Source organism: Duganella sp. CF402 (assembly GCF_900109645.1).
Taxonomy (GTDB): domain Bacteria; phylum Pseudomonadota; class Gammaproteobacteria; order Burkholderiales; family Burkholderiaceae_D; genus Rugamonas.
Map to the genome: position 1 here is coordinate 3,180,975 of NZ_FOBG01000001.1, position 18,604 is coordinate 3,199,578.

Here is an 18,604-nt window from a genome sequence, read left to right on the forward strand (position 1 = left end):
CCATGTCAAATTCCGCGATGTGAAACGACTTTTCTTATACCGAGGTAATCACATTGTTTAAGCGCCGTACCGCCTGTTCCGGCAGCACCAGCTTGCCGGCTGCAAGGTTCTGGCGCAGGTGCACGCGCGACGAGGTACCCGGAATCAGCAAGATATTCGGCGCGCGCTGCAGCAGCCAGGCCAGCGCGGTTTGCATCGGCGTGGCGTCCAGCTCGGCCGCCACCTCGGCCAGGATGGACGATTGCAGCGGCGAGAAACCGCCCAGCGGGAAGAACGGCACGTAGGCGATGCCCTGCCCGGCCAGCTGGTCGATGAAGGCGTCGTCCTGGCGGTACACCAGGTTGTACTGGTTCTGCACGCAGACGATGTCGGCAATGCCGCGCGCCTGCTGCACCTGGCGCGCGGTGGCGTTGCTCAGGCCGATGTGGCGAATCAGGCCGCGCTGCTGCAAGCCGGCCAGCGCGGTGATGTGAGCTTCGATATCGCCTTCGGCCGGGCCCATCACATCAAACATCAGGCGCATGTTGACCACGTCCAGCACGTCGAGGCCGAGGTTGCGCAGGTTGTCGTGTACGGCGGCTTCCAGCTCCTCGGGAGACTGGGCCGGCAGCCATGAGGCATCGGCGCCGCGTACCGCGCCGACCTTGGTGACGATAGTCAGCCCGTCACGATATGGATGCAGGGCTTCGCGGATCAGCTGATTGGTGATGTGCGGGCCGTAGAAGTCGCTGGTGTCGATGTGGTTGACGCCGCTCTCCACCGCCTCGCGCAGCACCGCCAGCGCTTCCTCGCGGTTCTTGGGCTGGCCGAAGGCATGCGCGCCGGCCAGTTGCATGGCGCCATAGCCCATGCGGTTGATGGTCAGATCACCAAGCTGGAATGTACTCATGTGTTTCTCCTGTAGATGGGTTGATGAGCACAGTCTAGGCATCCTGGCGCTGTGCGACAATACATGGCAATAGCACAGCTTGTGCCGGATTCAGGACAATCAAAATATGGCGGATTTACAGGACGTGGGCGCATTCGTCGCCGTGGCCCGGCATGGCGGCTTTCGCGAAGCCGCGCGCAAGACCGGCAGCAGTGCCTCGCAACTGAGCGAGGCGGTGCGGCGGCTGGAAGCAGGACTGGGCGTGCGCCTGCTGCACCGGACCACGCGCAGCGTGGCCGCCACCGACGCCGGCCAGCGCCTGCTGGAACAACTGACGCCGGCGCTCGATGCGGTGGAGACCGCGCTCGATGTGGTCAACGGCTTCCGCGACCGGCCGGCCGGGCGGCTGCGGCTGAACGTGCCGACCAGCGCGGCCAAGGCGGTGCTGCCGCGCATCCTGCCGGCTTTTCACAGAGCCTACCCCGACATCACAGTGGAGGTGATCGTCGACGACAGTTTCGTCGACCTGCTGCGCAGCGGCTGCGACGCCGGCATCCGCTACGGCGAACGCATGGAACAGGACATGGTGGCCACGCCCATCGGTCCGCGCCGGCAGCGGTTCGCGCTGGCCGCCTCGCCCGCCTATTTGCAGCAACACGGCGTACCCAAAAAGCCGCAAGACCTGCTGCAGCACATCTGCCTGCGCGGCCGCTTCAACAGCGGCGCCATGCCGCCGTGGGAGTTCGAGCACAAGGGCAAGAAGGTGGTGATCGAACCGCATGGCCCGCTGATCGTCAACCTGGGCGCGGGCGCCGATCTCAAGGTCGATGCCGCCGTCGGCGGCGCCGGACTGGTGTACCTGTTCGAGGACTGGCTCCAGCCCTACTTCGAGCGCGGCCAGCTGGCGCCGGTGCTGGAACGCTGGTGGCCGGCGTTCGAGGGACCGTTGCTGTACTACCCAGGCCGCCGCTACCTGCCGGCGCCGCTGCGGGCCTTCGTCGACTTCATCCAGACCATGCGCTGGTAAATTGCTGCACTGCCGCTAGCACTCTTTCAATGTTGACGATATAGTCAATGCACAAATCACAACAAAGGAGACAGCATGATCATCAAACGTTCGTTTGCAGTGCTCTGTTTCATCCTGCCGTGCGCACTCGCGTCGGCGGGCAACCCGGCATCGGTGCCGCTGCCGGCGCCGGCCATCGGCGATTCCTGGACTTATCAATATACCGATGTGTGGAAAGGCGCCAAGGGCAATATCAACCGCATCGAGGTGGCCGCCATCGACGAGGCCGGCATCCATGTCGATATCAAGCGCGCCGCCAGCGGCGCCCTGCTCACCAAACAGCTGTTCAGCCCGGAAATGAATCCGGTCGACCGTGGCGGCATGCACTTCGCACCCGCGTTCGCGCGCTACGCCTTCCCGCTGGCGCCGGGCAAGGAATGGAACAGCGACGTCACCGGCAACAATCCCAAGCTGGGCAAGAACTGGCGCTATCACATCAAGGGCAAGGTGCTGGACTGGGAAAAAGTGCGGGTGCCGGCCGGCGAATTCGACGCGCTGAAGATCGTGGTGGAAGCCACCTACAGCGCCGAGGATACGTTCACCAAGAACGGCAGCGGCCAGCTGACCGAAACCGTGTGGTTCGTCCCCGAGATCAACAACTTCGTCAAGCTCGACTACCGCGACACCGACTGGCAAGGCCGGCTGTACAACCGCGACAGCTGGGAACTGACCAGCTACGCCCACAAGCAATAGTCATTTCGAAATCCGCAAAATCGCCGACGCCAGCTTGGAGAAGCACGGCGTCAGGTCGGCCTGGGTGGCCGCATAGCAGTAGACGCCGATCGGCTTGTAGGCGTTGTAGCAGCGCGCCGGTGCGTCGGCGGAGTTGGCCATGCATTTCAGCGTGTCCTCGCCCTTCTCGCCATCGGCGCCGGTGCCGGTCTTCAGGCTCGCCCCCAATCCCAGCGTGAACACATAAGTGCCCTCGTCGCGCGCCTTGGCAGCCATCGCCTCGACCAGGTTGCGCGCGGCGCGGTTGACGTTTTTGTAGGTGATGGCGTTGGTCACCACGCGCGGCGAGCTGGTCACGATGGGGAATTCGTGCGCCACCGCCGGATCGTTCCAGATCTTGGTGGCCGTGCTGTGCGCGTTGTACCAGTCCGGCAAGGCCGTGGCCTTGGCGGTGATGTCGGACGGCGTGCAACTGCCGCCGATGTCGTCCGATTGCTTGTCCAGGTAGTACAGCCCGCCCGGCGTGCCCGAGCCATCGTCGTCGGTGGTGATGGTGCCGGGTATGTAGTTGCCCGACGCGTCCCGGCAGTCGGTGCTGCTGTTCCACTTGACCGTGGTGCCGAACGAGTTCGGCGCGCCGTCCGAGAAGAACACGATCACGCGCAGGTTGGACCAGTTGTTGTTAGCGGTCGGCATGTCGTTGAGCTGCTTGCGCGCCGCGTACATGCCTTCCGGCGAGGCGGTCGAGCCGGTGAAGCTGTAGTTCTTGATGTGGTTGTTCATGCTGGTGCGGTCGAAACCGCGCGCGGTCTGGCGGATCGGGTCGTCGATCACGGCGCCGTAGGAAAAATGCAGCAGGCCGACGCGGTCGCGGGCGACGTTGAACTGGTTGAGGAAGGTCTGCGCCGAGCTGCGCACATTGGCCGCCGAACCGGACAGCGAGCCCGAGGTGTCGAGCACCACCACCATGTCGAGGTCCTTGCGCTTGGTCTCGGTCAGCACGCCCGGCGACAAGGGGCCGGTGCTGAAGCCGCCAAACAGCGCGGTCGGCATGGTGGCCGAGGCGCTGACGGTAATCGTCACCTCGCTGGTGTTGAAGACCACGTTGATGTCGTTCAGGGTCGCGGTCGACATCAGGTAGTTGGCCGGGAAGTTGGCATAGAAGAAGCGCTGCCCGGCCGCCTTGGCGTTGGCCATCTGCTCGGTCTGGTTATTGCCGTTGCTGATGGCGCGCGCGGCCGCCAACCCGGCCGCATCGGTAGCCGCGTTGAGCTTGGACTTGACCATGTAGCTGAGGCCGGCAGTAAAGGCCAAGCCCACCACCGCCAGCAAGGTGGTCAGCGAGACGATCACCATCACGGTGATGCCGCCGCGTTGTCTGTGTAAAGTCATCAGAACACCGTCATCGAGTAAAAGTCCGGCCCCAGCACCGGCGTGCTGAAGCCGGCAAAGCTGAAGCTCTGGAACAGCATGTTGAATTTGTAGAACACTTCGACCACATAGATCACTTCACCGTCGATCAACTGGCCGCTCATCAGCGATACCGAGGGGGCGTTATTGCCGCTCGGGACCAGGCAGGTGCCGGCGGTGCCGCTGGCCCAGTTGGCGCAGGTCCACACCTTGCTGGCCGGGCCGTAGCCGCTGACGCGGAAGCCGCGATTATTCACGCTGTCGTCCCAGCGGTACTGTTCCAGCACAATGCTCTTGGTGACGCCGTTGGTGGTGGAGCCCATGATGCGCGTCACGTAGATCATGCCCAGCTTGTTCATGTCGAGCGGCGGCGCCGAGGCCGCCACCTGGCCGATGATGGTCTGGGCGTTTTCCGACAGCTGCAGCTTGCCGCGCGAGGCCAGGTTGGCGCCCTCGCGCGACAGGTTAATCAGGATCATATTGGCTTGCAGCGCGCGCGCCACGTCGACCAGCGCAATGAACAGCACCAGCAGGATGGGCAACAGCAGCGCGAACTCCACCGCAGCGATGCCGCGCTGGCTGCCGCGCGCGTGGCGGCGACTCAAGCACGTGGCCCGCATCAGTAGTCCTCGTTCTGCATGGTGGCGGCCACGGTGAACTTGTATTCGCCGTTGGGGAAGAACACCGCCAGCAGCGGCGTGGCCAGCTTCCAGGTGCAGTCGAGCCGCAGCACCACGATGTCGCCGGGGTTGCCGAACATATTGGCGTTGTAGTTGCCGCTGCTGGCATAGGTGGCGCCGTTGACCGAGATGATGGGATTGACGCTCTCATACATCCCCATCGCGGTGTTTTTCATTTGCTGCACCACGGCCAGGTAGCGCTGCTGGCCGCTGGCCGCCGGGTCCTTGTCGGTGCGGCCGGTGACGGCATAACGCGCACCTTCGCGCACCGCGTACTGCATGGTCAGCGTGGTGTAGAACAAAATACTGAACTCGATCACGCCGATCAGCAGCAGGAAGGCGATCGGCGCAATGATGGCCATCTCGACGACGGCAGAGCCGCGCTGGCGGCGCAGGAATGCGGGTACGTTCATGATGTTGCGTCCGTGATACGGTGGAGTCGGGAACACCTGACTATGCAGGCGTGAATCATTACATGCAGCGTAGCACGCTCTCGCTAGACATTGCAGCGCCGTATGCGTAGACTCGATTGCGTTAGCAACAACTATCGAATCGCTATTTCGTTTAGTTTGCTTGTATGCGGGGGGACAGCGCCTTGATTGCAGAGCGTACCAACACCAGTGCGGCCCGTCAGGGCGGCGACGCCGCCGGCGCCTCGATGGTGTTTGTCATGCGTCTGGTGCTGGCCCTGACCGCGATCCTGACCCTGTTTGTCGCCCCCGGCGACCTCGGCAACCGGCACGGCCAGCTCAGCGTGCTCAACGCCATCATCTTCGGCGGCTACCTGCTGCACAGCCTGACCCTGCTGCTGGCGGCGCGGCGCCACCGCAATCCCTTCTGGCACGGCAAGGCGGTCTACTGGATCGACCTCGGCTGGTATGCGCTGATGGTGTACTGCACCGGCGGCGGCAACAGCTTCTTCTTCCCGTTCTTCTTCTTTGTGATCCTGACCGCCTCGTTCCAGTGGGGCTTCGACGAGGGCGCGCGCATCACGCTGGGCGCCACCGTGGCGCTGACGCTGGCCACCTGGCTGGCCAACAGCAGCATCAACCACGGCCACCTGCTGCTGCGCACCGCCTTCGTGCTGGCGCTTGGCTACATGATCGCCTACTGGGGCGGCATGGGGGTGGCGCAGCGGCGCCGCCTGCGCCTGCTGCGCGATGTGAGCCAGCTGTCCAATCCGCGCTTCGGGGTCGAGCAAAGCATCGCCACCATGCTGCAGCAAACGCGCGACTTTTACCATGCTAGCAATTGCCTGCTGCTGATGCGCGACGGCAGCGACGAGCTGTGGCAGCTGCATTCGTCGGGCGCGCCGGGCGGCCGCGCTTCGCTGTCGCGCCTGCCCGAGGGGGCGGCCGCGCCGCTGCTGGTGTTTGCGCCGCAGGCGCTGGTGCAGTATGCGGCGGCGCTGCATGCGCGCCTGCCCGGCACGCGCGAGTCGCGCATCCGCACGCCGGACGACACGCGCTGGCGGCTGCTGCCGCCGGACACGGTGGAACAGCTGATCGACTTGCTCGATGCCAGTTCCTTCGTCAGCGCGCCGCTGCCGCTGCGCAAGGGCGAGGGACGGATTTATGTGGTCTCGCAAACGCACCGCTTCAACCGCGCCGATGCGGTGTTTTTGCAACAGCTGGCGGCGCAGGTGTTCCCGGTGATCGAGAACATCGTACTGCTGGACCGGCTGGCCTCGGACGCCGCCTTCCGCGAGCGGCAGAAGATTGCGCGCGACCTGCACGACACCACCATCCAGCCCTACATCGGCTTGCGGCACGGGATCGCGGCGGTGCGGCAATCCTTGCAATCGGAACACCCGGTGGCGGCTGAACTTGATAAACTGCTGGACATGACCACCGAGGTCATCGGCGACATGCGCCAGTTCGCCCGCAATGTGCGGCAAGGGGCGGCGCAGACCGACGCTGAACTGATGGTGGCCTTGCGCCGGCAGGCGCAGCAGGTGCAGGAGTTCTACGATATCCAGATTACGATACAGGCGGAAGACGGCCTGACCATCAGCGACCGCCTCGCTGCTGAGGTGTTCCAGATCGTGAATGAAGGCATGCACAATATACGCAAACACACCCGTGCCCGCACCGGTTCGATCAGCCTGAGCAACGCTGACGGCCAGCTGCGGATACACATCGAGAACGAAAATCCGGACGGTCCCACGGCCCCATTCCTGCCTGGATCGCTGGCCGAGCGCACTGCCGCGCTGGGCGGAACGATCGAGATCGACTGCGAGACGCCCGGCGTCACCGCAGTGCGCATCGCCATTCCGGTATAACTGACCGAGACAAAACCATGATACGCATCATGCTGGTGGACGACCACAAGACCATGCTGTGGGGCCTGGAAAAACTGATCGAAGGCGGCGGCAGCGATTTGCAGCTGGTCGGCACCGCCAACAACAATGACACGGCTTTGCAGCAGGCCAGCGTGCTGAAGCCCGATGTGATTGTGCTCGACCTTGATCTGGAGGGGCGCAGCTCGATCGAGATCTTGCCGCAGCTGCTGCGGGAGAACGAGGGCGTGCGCGTGATGATCTTGTCGGGCAACCGCGACCAGGGCTTGCTGACGCAGGCGGTCAAGCTGGGCGCGCGCGGCGTGGTCAGCAAGGAGGCGCCGGCCGAGGTGGTGCTGAATGGAATCCGCAGCGTGCACCGGGGCGAGACCTGTCTCGATCCGACCTTGATGAATGCCTTGCTGGGCCAGCTGTCGACGCCGGCCAAGGCCGATCCGGAAGCGGCGCGCATCGCCTCGCTGACGCCGAAGGAACGCAAGATCGTGGCGGTGGTAGTGGAAGGCAATGGCGCGCCCAACAAGGAGCTGGCGTCGCGCCTGTTCATCGCCGAGCCGACCCTGCGCAACAACCTCACCACCATCTACCAGAAGCTGGGCGTGGCCAACCGGCTGGAACTCTACGTCTACGCCACCAAGCACGGCATGACCAGCGCCGCCTGAGCAAATTCCTCATCGCGTGAGAATTGGTGACAAATGTCATGGCACATCGTGACGTTTGTCCGCTGTGCCGTGACATCGGCCTGCCTAGAATGTCTTACATGGGCAGCACAGATACACCACCTAAAACCCGGACCCCGTTTTAGTCAGCGCCGCCAACGACATACCAACCCCACACTGAAACGAGGTCCATCATGAACGCAGTCAAAAACTTCATCAACGACGAAGCCGGCATCACCGCCATCGAATACGCCCTGATGGCCGCCGCCATCGCCGCCGCCATCACCGCCGGCCTGGCCATCCTCGGTCCGAAGCTCACCGCCTCGCTGACCTATATCTCCGGCTTGATCAAATCCTCCTGATCGCCGCAACAGCGTCGCCCCCTATTTCAAAATCCGGCCCCGCGCCGGATTTTTTTCGTCTCAATCAAAAGCCACGTCTTCAAGGCGAAAGTGGTATTTGCGGCGCTCGGGCAAGTCCCGGCCCTCTCTGGGTACACCATCGCGCGGCCGCGCGGGGGTCGTTGTTTTTGCGGTTCTTGTTTTGGCAGCTCTTTGCGCAAGATGCAGGCAGGCCTGAACTGCTTGTCTGCGCTGCCAATTACTTCGGATAAGTCTTGCGTGCCACCGCGTATTTGCAGTTGGGAAATGAGGCGGAGCAGGAGGCTGGTGTCTATCTGTAGGCTCATTGTGGATTTCGGGGAGCGCCCAAGACACTACCCCTGTGTATCCTCGTGACAAATGTCATCGCAGATCGTGACGTTTGTCGGATGTGCCGTGTGGAAAGGGTGCGTAGAATGGTCTTCATCGGCAGTACCTAAAACCCGAACCCCGTTTTAGTTGAAGCTCTCCCCCTTAACGCATTCAACTTAACGAGGTTTATCATGCAAGCTATCAAACAGTTCATCACCGACGAAGACGGCATCACCGCTATCGAATACGCCCTGATGGCCGCCGCCATCGCCGCCGCCATCACCGCCGGCCTGGCCATCCTCGGCCCCAAGATCACCGCCTCGCTGACTTACATCTCGGGCCTGATCAAGTCTTCCTGATTCACAGTCTCCTCGTTGTAGCTCCCTTAGTAGTCTTGTTCCGGGACCGGTGTCCCGGATTTTTTTTGCCTGCGAAAAAGCCATGACAAATGTCACGCCAGATCAGGACGTTTGTCGGATGTAAAAACGATGCCAATTCCTTAAACTGATAGCTTGAAAATCAACGTCTTTCGCCAGGAGTAACAATGCGTATCGCCCTCATCCCCCGCCGGCTCGCCCGCTTCGTCCGCAACGACGACGGCGCCACGCTGCTGGAGTACGCATTGATTGCCGCGCTGGCCTCGGTCATCGTCATCATCGCCGTGCTGGCGGTGCTGGGCTCGAAGACCTGAACCGAAATCTAAAACCCCGACCCCGTTTTAGTTGAAGCTGCAAAACGCAACTTGTCCATCAACCTGAACGAGGCTCACCATGAACGCAATCCAGAACTTTCTGCGCGACGAAGATGGCATCACCGCCATCGAATACGCCCTGATCGCTGCCGCCATTGCCGCTGCCGTCACCGCCGGCGTCGTCATCCTCGGACCGAAGCTGACCGACTCGCTGACCTACATCTCCGGCCTGCTCAAGTCCTCCTGATGAAGCGCCGCCACAGCGGCGAAAATATTTCCGGAACGGTACACGCCGTTCCGGAAATTTTCTATACACTAGGCTTGTCTGTTTCCTTTCCATAAGGCGACCCATGACCTTGCTGCCCCTGATCATCCTGTGTGCCTTGCTGGCACTGGCTGTCTGGAACGATTTGCGTACACGCCGCATTCCCAATGCGCTGGTGTTCGGCGGCGCGGTGCTGGGCCTGCTCTTCAACTCGGCGTTGCCGCCCGGCGACGGTCTTTTCATACAAGTCTTTGGCGGCATCGGTTTTCTGAGCGCACTCGGCGGCCTCGCGCTTGGCCTGTGCCTGCTGCTGCCGATGTACGCCATGCGCGCGCTGGGCGCCGGCGACGTCAAGCTGATGGCCATGATCGGCGCCTTCGTCGGTCCCGGCGCCGTGGCTGGCATCACGCTACTGACCTTGCTGGCCGGCGGCGTGCTGGCATTGGCCGTGGCCGGCTTCAACGGCCGCCTCAAGGTGATGCTGTTCAACACCTGGCACATGATCAAGTACAGCATGCTGCGCTCGCTCGCGGGCGAAGTGCCGAAGATGGATGCGCCGGCCGCCGCCAGCGGCCGCCTGCCCTACGCGGTGGCGATCGCCGCCGGCGCCGCGCCCTACCTGATCGTCGGCGCCAGCACGGGCCGCAGCCTGTTTTCGTGAAGGATGCCATGACCTTCCAGCAGACGACCGAAGCCCCCGCCGATGCGCGCGCCCCGCGCACCACGGAAGAAACGGGATTGCCGTTTCTGTTCCTGGTCGAGCTGTTGTCCAAGGTCTTGTTCCAGCGCGGACAAGTCCGCCTGCCTGAACTGGCTAGCCATCTGAAACTCAGCGTCAGCGTGATCACGCCGCTGGTCACCCATCTGCGCAACGAGAAGCTGTGCGAAGTCACGCGCAGCGGCGGCAGCGGCACCGACGCCGACCTCACCTATCACCTGACCGAGGCCGGCATGCAGCGCGCCATCGCCTGCCTCAACCGCAACTCCTACGCCGGACCGGCGCCGGTCACGCTGGCCGCCTACGTGGCGCAGATGGAATCGCAAAGCGTGCGCCACCTGCACGTCACCCGCGAAGATGTGCACGCCACTTTCCACGACGTGGTGGCCAGTCCCTTCGTGCTGGACCAGATGGGCGCGGCCATGAATTCGGGCCGGGCGATTTTCATCTATGGCCTGGCCGGCAGCGGCAAGACCTTTTTGGCCGAGCGCCTGTGCGGCCTGCTGCACGGCGCCATCGCCGTCCCCTACGCCATCATGATCGACGGCGAGGTGGTGCCGTTCTTCGACCCGGTACAGCATCGCCCGATCGACAACACGCCGCCCTCCGACGAAGCGGGCGAGCTGCTGCGCCCACTCGATCCGCGCTGGGTGCGCGGCGTGCAGCGCCCGACCGCGCTGACCGGCGGCGAACTGACGCTGGAAATGCTGGACCTGCGCTTCGATCCCAACACCCGCTTGTATCAAGCGCCTCCTCATTTGAAAGCCAACAACGGCATCTTCATCATCGACGACCTCGGCCGCCAGCGCTGTTCGCCGCTGGAACTGATGAACCGCTGGATCGTGCCGATGGACCGTGGCGTCGATTATCTTTCGCTGCACACCGGACTGGTTTTCCAGGTCCCTTTCGATGTGGTCGTGGTATTCTCGTCGAACTTCCTGCCCGAGCGCTTATCCGATGGCGCCTTCCTGCGCCGGCTGGGATACAAAATAGAAGTACCGCCGCAAACGCCCGCCGAATATGAGCTGCTGTTCCGCCAGGCCTGCGCGCAGTACGGTATCGCATTCGACGCCGCAGCCTACGACTATTTGCTGAGCGCCCTGCATGCCAAAGACGAGACACCGCTGCTGGCCTGCTACCCGCGCGACCTGATCCGCCAGGTGCGCGACCTGGCCCGCTACGAAAGCACGCCGCCCACCTTGACCCAGCGCTCGCTGGACTGGGCATGGCACAACTACTTTGCCGGCGCCGGCGCAAGACGCGTGGCCGCCGAACAGCAGAAAAAGGAACGCGAACGCCGCGACGCTCAACTCAATCCGCTTAATCAAGGACGGCAAGCATGAGAAATACCCGTGCGCTGACAATGATCGGGGTGGCGCTGTTTCTGGCGCTGGCGGCGGTGGTGGTGGCCGCGCAGTGGATCGCCGGGCAGTCGGCCAGCAACAGCAACCGGGTGGCGGTGGCGCTGCTCGACATCAGCATGGGCGCGCGCATCACGCCGGAACTGGTGCACATGGTGGACTGGCCGGCCAGCTCGGTGCCGCCGGGCGCGATGACCGATCCCAAGGCGCTCGAAGGCCGCATCACCCGTTCCAACATCCAGCGCGGCGAGCCGGTCACGGAAGGCAAGCTGGCGCCGGCCGGCACCTCGGGCGGCTTGTCGGCGGTGGTGGCCGAGGGCAAGCGCGCGATGACGGTGCGCGTCAATGATGTGGTGGGCGTGGCCGGCTTTGCGCTGCCTGGCAATTACGTCGATATCCTGGTCAACACGCAGAGCGACAGCGGCGGCGACCAGTCGGTGCGCGAGCAGGCGATTTCCAAGATCGTGCTGGAACGGATACTGGTGCTGGCGATTGCGCAGGAATCGAATCGCGACGATACCAAGCCGAAAGTGGTCAATGCAGTGACCCTGGAGCTGACGCCGGAGCAGGTGGAAAAGCTGGACCTGGCGCGCAGTGTCGGCACGCTGTCGCTGGTGCTGCGCAACCAGATCGATCCGAAGTCGGCCAACACCGGGGGCGCCACCAAGAGCAGCTTGCTCGATGGCGTGCCGGTGTCGGTGGGGCAGCCGGTGCCGGGCACGCGCCATGAACCGGCCTCGCCGGCGCCGGTGGCTGCTGCTGCGCCGGCGCCGCGTCCTGCACCGCCGCCGCGCGTGGCCGACAAAGTGGAAGTCATCAAAGGGCTGGAGCGTAGTTCACAACAATTCTAAGCATAGTGATGGGAGAACGCGACTTGAGTAACGTATCTTCGCCATGCCATTTCGTACCGCTGCGGGCTGCCGCCCTGGCGGTGTTGCTGAGCGCCGCGCCGCCGCCCACCCACGCCAAGCGCGCCAAGCCGCCGGCCGCCGCCCCCATCCCCACCGCTGCCGCCGCTGCGGCCTCCGCGCCCACGGCAATGGAACTGGCCAAGGAAATCACGCTCTCGGCCGGCAAGTCCACGCTGATGCGCCTGCCCTCCCCGGCCGCCCGCGTCGCAGTCGGCGACGCCAAAATCGCCGACGTCATCCTGCTCAATCCCAGCGAAATCTACATGCTGGGCAAGGCCACCGGCGCCACCAATCTGATCGTCTGGAACCGCGCCAACCAGGCCAGCGTGATCGATATCACGGTCGGCCTGGACACCGCCGCGTTGCGCGCCCAGTTCACCGAACTGTTCCCCAATGAGCGCGATATCCGCATCACCGTCTCCGGCAATTCCGTAATCCTGCACGGCACCGTGGCCGACGCGGTGAAAGCATCACAAGTGGTCGCCGTCACCAGCGCCTACCTGCAGCGCAACGGCCGCAGCGGCATGAGCGGCGGCGGTGCGGCCTCGCCCGACGCGGCGGCGCAAGCTGCACAAGCGGCGGCCGGCGGCGGCGCGCCATCCGCCGCATCGGGCGCAGCGGCCGGCGCCGCCTTCCAGCAGGCGATGGATCCCATGTCCGGCCTGTCGCAAGGCCAGGGCAGCGCCGGGCGGGTGGTCAACATGCTGTCGGTGGCGGCGCCGCAGCAAGTGATGCTGGAAGTGAAAATCGCCGAGGTCTCGAAAACGCTGGTCGACCAGCTCGGCGCCAGCGTCGGCCTGAACGGCTCGCGCGGCAGCTGGACCTACACCATGCTGTCCAACCTCCTCAGCGGCAATCCCAGCAAGGTGGACGCCTTCAACAACAAGAGCGGCAAGTTCGTCACGCTGGACGCGCAAAAGAACGATGGCCTGATCAAGGTGCTGGCCGAGCCCACCGTGATGGCCATCAGCGGACAGGAAGCCAGCTTCCTGGCCGGCGGCAAGATCTTCATCCCGGTCTCGCAGAGCAATACCTCGGGCACGCCGCAGGTCACGCTGGAAGAAAAAGAGTACGGCGTGGCGGTCAGGTTCACGCCCACCGTGCTCGAAGGCGGCCGCATCAACCTGCGCGTGTCGCCCGAGGTGTCCGAGCTGAACCGCGAAGGCATCGGCGTCAGCGCCACCGGCAGCACCGCCACCGCCATCCTGCCCTCGTTCACCACGCGCCGCGCCACCACCACCGTGCAGCTGTTCGACGGCCAGAGTTTTGCGATTGGCGGCCTGATCAAGAACAACGTCACCAGCAGCATCAAGGCCTTCCCCGGCCTGGGCGAGATTCCGATCCTGGGCGCGCTGTTCCGCAGCAGCGATTTCCAGAACGACCGCACCGAGCTGGTGTTCATCGTCACGCCGCATCTGGCGCAGCCGCTGCCGCCCGATCACAAGCTGCCGACCGACGACTACGTGCAGCCCAGCCGCGTCGACTTCTTCCTGAACGGGAAGATGGAGGGCTCGCCCCCGCCGCCCGCGCCCGCCACTCCTGTGCCGTCCGGCGGCAACAATTAGGAGGCGCCATGCGAACACTCATCATCCTGCTCACCGCCTTGCTGACTGCCTGCAGCACCACGCCCACGCTGGACCGCGAATTCGGCAACAGCCTGCGGCTGGCGCGCACCCAGCAGACGCTGCATCCCGATGCCGGCCGCACGCCACGCCCGGTCAACGGCCTCGATGCGGCAGCAGCGGCGGCGGCCTACCAGAACTACCAGCAATCGTTCATCACCAAGGACGACCAGGGCAACGGCTTCACCATCGGCGTCGGCAGCAAACGTTAAGGAGCGGCTCACTTGAAGATCACCGTTATCTCCCGCGACGAACGCCAGCTGGCGGACCTGATGCGCCTGCTGCGCGCGCGCTCGCCGTCCGATGAAATCGACCACCTGTCAGGCGGCGTGGCGCGCACCGCCGCCCTCACCGACGAGCACATGCCCGATGTGCTGATCGTCGACCGCCCGCAAGTGGCCGACGATGACCTCGAACAGCTGGAACGCTTCTCGACCCAGCATCCCAACATCGCCTGCGTGGCGCTGTGCATCGACCAGGAACCGCAATTCCTGCTGCAAGCGATGCGCGCCGGCGTGCGCGAAGTGCTGCCCTCGCCGGTCACCAGCAGCGCGCTGTATCCGGCGCTGGAACGCATCGCCGAAAAACTCGAGCGGCGCGGCCAGACCAGCGGCAAGGTGTTGGCCTTCATCTCGTGCAAGGGCGGCAGCGGCGCCACCTTCCTCGCCACCAACCTCGGCTACGCGCTAGCCGCCAGCGGCAAGCAGAAAGTGGCGCTGATCGACATCAACCTGCAATTTGGCGACGCCTCGCTGTTCGTCTCCGACCACAAGCCGCTGGCCACCTTGAGCGACGTGGCGCAGCAAATCCACCGGCTCGACCCCTCGTTCCTGACCTCGTCCATGCTGAGCATCACGCCCAACTACGGCGTACTGGCCGCGCCGTCCGACCCGGCCCACGCCAACGACGTCAAGCCCGACCACATCGACGCCATCCTCAAGCTGGCGCGCCGCCAGTACGACTTCGTGGTGCTGGACGTGGGCCGCAGCCTGGACGCGGTCAGCATCCGCGCGCTCGACCATGCGGACCAGATTTTCCCCATCCTGCAAACCACCCTGCCCTACATCCGCGACAGCAAGCGCCTGCTCAACGTGTTCCGCTCGCTCGAATACGGCAAGGAGAAAATCCAGCTGATCGTCAACCGCCACGACAAGCACAGCGAAATCCGTTTGAAAGATCTTGAAAGCGCCTTCGACGCCGAGATCGCCTTCACCATCCCCAACAACTACGACTCGGCGGCCGCCTCGGTCAACCAGGGCGTGCCGGTGCTGCAACTGGCGCCGACCGCGCCGCTGAGCGTGTCGCTGGCCGAGCTGGCGCGCAAGCTGTCCGGCGAAGCGGCGCCGGTGCAGCAAGGCGGCGGCTGGCTCGGCAAGCTGGGCTTGCGCAAATAAAAGGAAAGCATCATGAGCACCACACCCGTGTCGCTGCGCGAACGTCTCGAAAACGCCGACATACGCGGTTCCGGCCAACGCGTGCAAGGCGGCATCGACAACCGCGCCTACCAGAAACTCAAGCAGCGCCTGCACGCCTCCTTGCTGGACCGCGTCGACCTCGAAAGCATGCAGCGCCTGACGCCGGAACAGATCCGCGTCGAGCTGCGCAACCTGGTTGAAAAACTGCTGGAAGAAGACGCAGTAGTGATCAACGACGCCGAGCGCAAGACGCTCACGCGCGACATCCAGAACGAGATGCTCGGCTTCGGCCCGCTGGAACCGCTGCTGGAAGATCCCACCGTGTCCGACATCCTGGTCAACACCTACCGCCAGATCTACGTCGAGCGGCGCGGCAAGCTGGAACTGACCGACGTCACCTTCAGCGACGACGCCCACCTGATGAAGATCATCGACAAGATCGTCTCGCGCGTGGGCCGCCGCATCGACGAATCGAGCCCGATGGTCGATGCCCGTTTGCCGGACGGCTCGCGGGTCAACGCCATCATCCCGCCGCTGGCAATCGACGGCCCCATCATGTCGATCCGGCGTTTTTCGGCCGACCCGCTGCGCCTCGCCGACCTGGTGGCCTACGGCTCGATGACGGCCGACATGGCCGAAGTGCTGCAAGGCCTTGGCAAGGCGAAAGTGAACATCGTGATCTCGGGCGGCACCGGCTCCGGCAAGACCACCATGCTCAATGTGATCTCCGGCTTCATCAACCCCAGCGAGCGGGTGGTCACCATCGAGGACGCGGCCGAACTGCAGCTGCAGCAGCCGCACGTGGTGCGCCTCGAAACACGGCCGCCAAATATCGAGGGCAAGGGCGAGGTCACCCAGCGCGCGCTGGTGCGCAACGCGCTGCGGATGCGGCCCGACCGCATCATCCTTGGGGAGGTGCGCGGCGCCGAAGCGCTCGACATGCTGGGCGCGATGAACACCGGCCACGAAGGCTCGATGGCCACCATCCACGCCAACACCCCGCGCGACGGCCTCACGCGGCTGGAAAACATGGTGTCGATGGCCGCCTCCAACCTGCCGACCAAGGCCATGCGCCAGCAAATCAGCAGCGCAGTCGGCGTGGTGATCCAGGTCTCGCGCCTGACCGACGGCAAGCGCAAGGTGATGTCGATCCAGGAGGTGACCGGCATGGAAGGCGAAATCATCACCATGCAGGAAATCTTCGCCTTCAAGCAGACCGGTTTGGCCGACGACGGCAGGGTGCTGGGCCACCACACCGCTACCGGCATCCGCCCGCGCTTCATTGAGCGCTTGCGCAATTTCGGCGTCAACATCGGCTCCACCGTGTTCGACCCATCGGGGCACTGATCATGGACCTGCGGCTGCTGCTATTCATCATCCTGATCTTCGCCGCTGTGGCGCTGGCGGTGTGGGGCGCCTACACCGGCTGGAACAACGCGCGCGGCCCCGAGGCCGAGCGCATCGCACGCCGCCTGCGCAACGCCATCGGCGACAGCGGCAGCGAACTGGCGGTCTCCATCACCAAGGAGCGCACGCTGTCGCACGACCCGGGCGTGCAGCAATTGCTGGCGCGCCTGCCCGGCATCCAGAAGCTGGACCGGCTGCTGCTGCAAACGGGACGCAGCATGAGCGCGGCCCAGCTGGCGGCGCTGATGAGCGGCTGCCTGCTGATCGGCTTCATCGTCGCCAGCGCGCTGCGGCTGCCGTGGTTCGGACGCTTGATGGTGGCGTGCGCGGTGGCCTCGCTGCCGGTGTTCGAAGCGCTGCGCGCCAAGCGCAAGCGCATCCTGCGCATCGAATCCTTGCTGCCCGACGCGCTCGACATGATGGGCCGCGCCATGCGCGCCGGCCACGCCTTCCCCACCGCGCTGAAAATGGTGGGCGAGGAAATCCCCGATCCGCTCGGCGCCGAATTCCGCATCGTGTTCGACGAGGTCAACTTCGGCGTGTCAATGCCGGACGCGCTGATGAACCTCGCGCTGCGCGTGCCCAGCACCGACTTGCGCTACTTCGTGATCGCGGTGCTGATCCAGCGCGAGACCGGCGGCAACCTGACCGACTTGCTGGCCTCGATCAGCGCCATCATCCGCGACCGCCTCAAGCTGCTCGGGCAAGTGAAGGTGATGTCGGCCGAGGGCCGCATGTCGGCCTGGGTACTGGGCCTGATGCCGTTTGCCGTCGGCGGGCTGGTGTCGGTGGTCAATCCCGGTTCGCTGGAAGTACTGTTCACCGATCCGGGCGGACGCAAGATGCTGACCGTGGCGGCCGCGCTGATGGTGATCGGCATGTTCGCCATCCGCCGCATCACCACCATCCGGATTTGAGGAGGCAGCCATGACCATCATCCAGCTCATGTTCCTGTTCGTGGTGTTCATCGCGGTGTTTGGCGGCGTGGTGCTGGCGGTGCGCCTGTTCACCGCCAACCCGGTCAAGGACCGGCTGGAAGCGCTGCACGACCGCAGCCAGGTCACGCGCAAGAGCGCGGTGTGGATCGAAGCCATCGTCAACCTGGCGGCGCCGCTGGCGAAACTATCGCTGCCGACCGAGGGCTGGGAAAACTCGCCGGTGCGCATGCGCTTCATCAATGCCGGCTGGCGCACGCCGTCGACGCCGGCGCTGTTCTACGCCGGCAAAACCGGGCTGGCCGTGCTGCTGCCGCTGATCGTGTTCCTCTACCTGAGCAGCAAGGCCGTGGCCACCGACGGCAACGTCAAGATGTTCTGGATGGTGATCGCCGGCGGCGCCGGCTACTACCTGCCCAACGTCGTGCTCAACCACGTGGTCAAGACGCGCCAGCGCGACATCTTCGAATCCTTCCCCGACGCGCTCGACCTGATGACGGTGTGCGTGGAAGCCGGCCTGGCAATGGACGCCGCCCTCGCGCGCGTGGCCAACGAGATCGGTTTGAAATCCGTGGTGCTGGCCGAAGAGATGCAGCTGGTGACGCTGGAACTGCGCGCCGGCAGCGCCAAGGACAAGGCCTTGCGCAACCTGGCCTTGCGCACCGGCGTGGAGGACGTCGATGCGCTGGTCACCATGCTGATCCAGGCCGACCGCTTCGGCACCAGTATCGCCGATTCGCTGCGGGTGCAGTCGGAACAGCTGCGCACCAAGCGCCGCCAGCGCGCCGAGGAGCATGCGGCCAAGATCTCGCTCAAGCTGCTGTTCCCGCTGATCTTCTTCATCTTCCCGAGTTTGCTGGTGGTGCTGCTGGGCCCTGCGATGCTCAACCTCTATCGCAACCTGCTGCCCGCGATGGCCGGCACCAATTAACAGGA

Annotated in this window: 21 protein-coding genes; 17 read left to right on the plus strand and 4 right to left on the minus strand. The window is 64.4% G+C overall.

The genetic code is table 11. The annotated features are described in order from the left end of the window. Nucleotides 1–34 precede the first annotated feature (34 nt). On the minus strand, nucleotides 35–889 hold the full coding sequence (locus BMZ70_RS14275) for an aldo/keto reductase family oxidoreductase (RefSeq protein ID WP_092275351.1): 855 nt from the start codon (nucleotides 887–889) through the stop codon (nucleotides 35–37). 106 nt (nucleotides 890–995) lie between these two features. Between BMZ70_RS14275 and BMZ70_RS14280 the strand changes: the two genes are divergently transcribed. Both BMZ70_RS14280 and BMZ70_RS14285 read left to right on the plus strand, forming a co-directional pair. Next, entirely contained in the window at nucleotides 996–1,895 is a 900-nt protein-coding gene (locus BMZ70_RS14280; protein ID WP_092275354.1) for a LysR family transcriptional regulator, read from the plus strand. 75 nt (nucleotides 1,896–1,970) lie between these two features. After that, a complete protein-coding gene (locus BMZ70_RS14285; RefSeq protein ID WP_092275357.1) occupies nucleotides 1,971–2,627 on the plus strand; it encodes a DUF3108 domain-containing protein in 657 nt (218 codons plus the stop codon). Here BMZ70_RS14285 and BMZ70_RS14290 read toward each other — a convergent pair whose 3' ends face one another. Genes BMZ70_RS14290 through BMZ70_RS14300 form a run of 3 tightly spaced genes read right to left on the minus strand, consistent with a single transcriptional unit; the run spans nucleotide 2,628 to nucleotide 5,109 of the window. Then, complete coding sequence (locus BMZ70_RS14290) at nucleotides 2,628–3,998, minus strand: VWA domain-containing protein (RefSeq protein ID WP_092275360.1); 1,371 nt, start codon at nucleotides 3,996–3,998, stop codon at nucleotides 2,628–2,630. Next, nucleotides 3,998–4,621, minus strand: coding sequence for a TadE/TadG family type IV pilus assembly protein (locus BMZ70_RS14295; protein WP_165403472.1), 624 nt, complete (start codon nucleotides 4,619–4,621; stop codon nucleotides 3,998–4,000). The genes BMZ70_RS14290 and BMZ70_RS14295 overlap by 1 nt, the downstream gene beginning before the upstream one ends. A gap of 14 nt (nucleotides 4,622–4,635) precedes the next feature. After that, nucleotides 4,636–5,109 carry a TadE/TadG family type IV pilus assembly protein gene (locus tag BMZ70_RS14300; RefSeq protein ID WP_092275366.1) on the minus strand — a complete coding sequence of 158 codons (474 nt, stop codon included), beginning with the start codon at nucleotides 5,107–5,109 and terminating at the stop codon, nucleotides 4,636–4,638. Nucleotides 5,110–5,291: 182 nt separating this feature from the next. Between BMZ70_RS14300 and BMZ70_RS14305 the strand changes: the two genes are divergently transcribed. The 15 genes from BMZ70_RS14305 (at nucleotide 5,292) to BMZ70_RS14375 (ending at nucleotide 18,599) form a co-directional block, all read left to right on the plus strand. Next, entirely contained in the window at nucleotides 5,292–6,977 is a 1,686-nt protein-coding gene (locus BMZ70_RS14305; RefSeq protein ID WP_165403471.1) for a sensor histidine kinase, read from the plus strand. 17 nt (nucleotides 6,978–6,994) lie between these two features. Beyond that, nucleotides 6,995–7,654, plus strand: coding sequence for a response regulator transcription factor (locus BMZ70_RS14310; RefSeq protein WP_229205407.1), 660 nt, complete (start codon nucleotides 6,995–6,997; stop codon nucleotides 7,652–7,654). Between the two features lie 191 nt (nucleotides 7,655–7,845). Beyond that, complete coding sequence (locus BMZ70_RS14315; protein WP_092275371.1) at nucleotides 7,846–8,013, plus strand: Flp family type IVb pilin; 168 nt, start codon at nucleotides 7,846–7,848, stop codon at nucleotides 8,011–8,013. Nucleotides 8,014–8,534: 521 nt separating this feature from the next. Further along, nucleotides 8,535–8,702, plus strand: a complete 168-nt coding sequence (locus BMZ70_RS14325; protein ID WP_092275377.1) for a Flp family type IVb pilin — start codon at nucleotides 8,535–8,537, stop codon at nucleotides 8,700–8,702. Between the two features lie 185 nt (nucleotides 8,703–8,887). Then, complete coding sequence (locus BMZ70_RS28030) at nucleotides 8,888–9,034, plus strand: Flp family type IVb pilin (RefSeq protein WP_229205408.1); 147 nt, start codon at nucleotides 8,888–8,890, stop codon at nucleotides 9,032–9,034. A 79-nt stretch (nucleotides 9,035–9,113) separates the two neighbouring features. Further along, the gene (locus tag BMZ70_RS14330) at nucleotides 9,114–9,281 is read left to right on the plus strand and encodes a Flp family type IVb pilin (protein ID WP_092275380.1); all 168 of its coding nucleotides are present in this window, start codon (nucleotides 9,114–9,116) and stop codon (nucleotides 9,279–9,281) included. A gap of 103 nt (nucleotides 9,282–9,384) precedes the next feature. After that, a complete protein-coding gene (locus BMZ70_RS14335) occupies nucleotides 9,385–9,960 on the plus strand; it encodes an A24 family peptidase (protein WP_092275383.1) in 576 nt (191 codons plus the stop codon). 8 nt (nucleotides 9,961–9,968) lie between these two features. Continuing rightward, complete coding sequence (locus BMZ70_RS14340; protein ID WP_092277853.1) at nucleotides 9,969–11,360, plus strand: P-loop NTPase family protein; 1,392 nt, start codon at nucleotides 9,969–9,971, stop codon at nucleotides 11,358–11,360. After that, nucleotides 11,357–12,229, plus strand: a complete 873-nt coding sequence (gene cpaB / locus BMZ70_RS14345) for a Flp pilus assembly protein CpaB (RefSeq protein WP_092275386.1) — start codon at nucleotides 11,357–11,359, stop codon at nucleotides 12,227–12,229. The genes BMZ70_RS14340 and cpaB overlap by 4 nt, the downstream gene beginning before the upstream one ends. A gap of 23 nt (nucleotides 12,230–12,252) precedes the next feature. After that, entirely contained in the window at nucleotides 12,253–13,854 is a 1,602-nt protein-coding gene (locus tag BMZ70_RS14350) for a type II and III secretion system protein family protein (RefSeq protein WP_229205409.1), read from the plus strand. Between the two features lie 8 nt (nucleotides 13,855–13,862). Then, nucleotides 13,863–14,123 carry a hypothetical protein gene (locus BMZ70_RS14355; RefSeq protein ID WP_092275392.1) on the plus strand — a complete coding sequence of 87 codons (261 nt, stop codon included), beginning with the start codon at nucleotides 13,863–13,865 and terminating at the stop codon, nucleotides 14,121–14,123. 12 nt (nucleotides 14,124–14,135) lie between these two features. Further along, entirely contained in the window at nucleotides 14,136–15,305 is a 1,170-nt protein-coding gene (locus BMZ70_RS14360; RefSeq protein WP_092275395.1) for a CpaE/TadZ family protein, read from the plus strand. Between the two features lie 12 nt (nucleotides 15,306–15,317). Beyond that, entirely contained in the window at nucleotides 15,318–16,673 is a 1,356-nt protein-coding gene (locus BMZ70_RS14365) for a TadA family conjugal transfer-associated ATPase (protein WP_092275398.1), read from the plus strand. A 2-nt stretch (nucleotides 16,674–16,675) separates the two neighbouring features. Then, nucleotides 16,676–17,650, plus strand: a complete 975-nt coding sequence (locus BMZ70_RS14370) for a type II secretion system F family protein (RefSeq protein WP_092275401.1) — start codon at nucleotides 16,676–16,678, stop codon at nucleotides 17,648–17,650. A 10-nt stretch (nucleotides 17,651–17,660) separates the two neighbouring features. After that, nucleotides 17,661–18,599, plus strand: coding sequence for a type II secretion system F family protein (locus tag BMZ70_RS14375; protein ID WP_092275404.1), 939 nt, complete (start codon nucleotides 17,661–17,663; stop codon nucleotides 18,597–18,599). Nucleotides 18,600–18,604 lie beyond the last annotated feature (5 nt).

What these genes read in the sequence shown, in the direction of transcription:
- BMZ70_RS14365 (WP_092275398.1), top strand. Translation starts at nt 15,318, where the DNA reads ATGAGCACCACACCCGTGTCGCTGCGCGAACGTCTCGAAAACGCCGAC.
- BMZ70_RS14340 (WP_092277853.1), top strand. Translation starts at nt 9,969, where the DNA reads ATGACCTTCCAGCAGACGACCGAAGCCCCCGCCGATGCGCGCGCCCCG.
- BMZ70_RS14285 (WP_092275357.1), top strand. Translation starts at nt 1,971, where the DNA reads ATGATCATCAAACGTTCGTTTGCAGTGCTCTGTTTCATCCTGCCGTGC.
- BMZ70_RS14315 (WP_092275371.1), top strand. Translation starts at nt 7,846, where the DNA reads ATGAACGCAGTCAAAAACTTCATCAACGACGAAGCCGGCATCACCGCC.
- BMZ70_RS14375 (WP_092275404.1), top strand. Translation starts at nt 17,661, where the DNA reads ATGACCATCATCCAGCTCATGTTCCTGTTCGTGGTGTTCATCGCGGTG.
- BMZ70_RS14310 (WP_229205407.1), top strand. Translation starts at nt 6,995, where the DNA reads ATGATACGCATCATGCTGGTGGACGACCACAAGACCATGCTGTGGGGC.
- BMZ70_RS14300 (WP_092275366.1), bottom strand. Translation starts at nt 5,109, where the DNA reads ATGAACGTACCCGCATTCCTGCGCCGCCAGCGCGGCTCTGCCGTCGTC.
- BMZ70_RS14325 (WP_092275377.1), top strand. Translation starts at nt 8,535, where the DNA reads ATGCAAGCTATCAAACAGTTCATCACCGACGAAGACGGCATCACCGCT.
- BMZ70_RS14280 (WP_092275354.1), top strand. Translation starts at nt 996, where the DNA reads ATGGCGGATTTACAGGACGTGGGCGCATTCGTCGCCGTGGCCCGGCAT.
- BMZ70_RS28030 (WP_229205408.1), top strand. Translation starts at nt 8,888, where the DNA reads ATGCGTATCGCCCTCATCCCCCGCCGGCTCGCCCGCTTCGTCCGCAAC.
- BMZ70_RS14275 (WP_092275351.1), bottom strand. Translation starts at nt 889, where the DNA reads ATGAGTACATTCCAGCTTGGTGATCTGACCATCAACCGCATGGGCTAT.
- BMZ70_RS14335 (WP_092275383.1), top strand. Translation starts at nt 9,385, where the DNA reads ATGACCTTGCTGCCCCTGATCATCCTGTGTGCCTTGCTGGCACTGGCT.
- cpaB (WP_092275386.1), top strand. Translation starts at nt 11,357, where the DNA reads ATGAGAAATACCCGTGCGCTGACAATGATCGGGGTGGCGCTGTTTCTG.
- BMZ70_RS14370 (WP_092275401.1), top strand. Translation starts at nt 16,676, where the DNA reads ATGGACCTGCGGCTGCTGCTATTCATCATCCTGATCTTCGCCGCTGTG.
- BMZ70_RS14290 (WP_092275360.1), bottom strand. Translation starts at nt 3,998, where the DNA reads ATGACTTTACACAGACAACGCGGCGGCATCACCGTGATGGTGATCGTC.
- BMZ70_RS14330 (WP_092275380.1), top strand. Translation starts at nt 9,114, where the DNA reads ATGAACGCAATCCAGAACTTTCTGCGCGACGAAGATGGCATCACCGCC.
- BMZ70_RS14355 (WP_092275392.1), top strand. Translation starts at nt 13,863, where the DNA reads ATGCGAACACTCATCATCCTGCTCACCGCCTTGCTGACTGCCTGCAGC.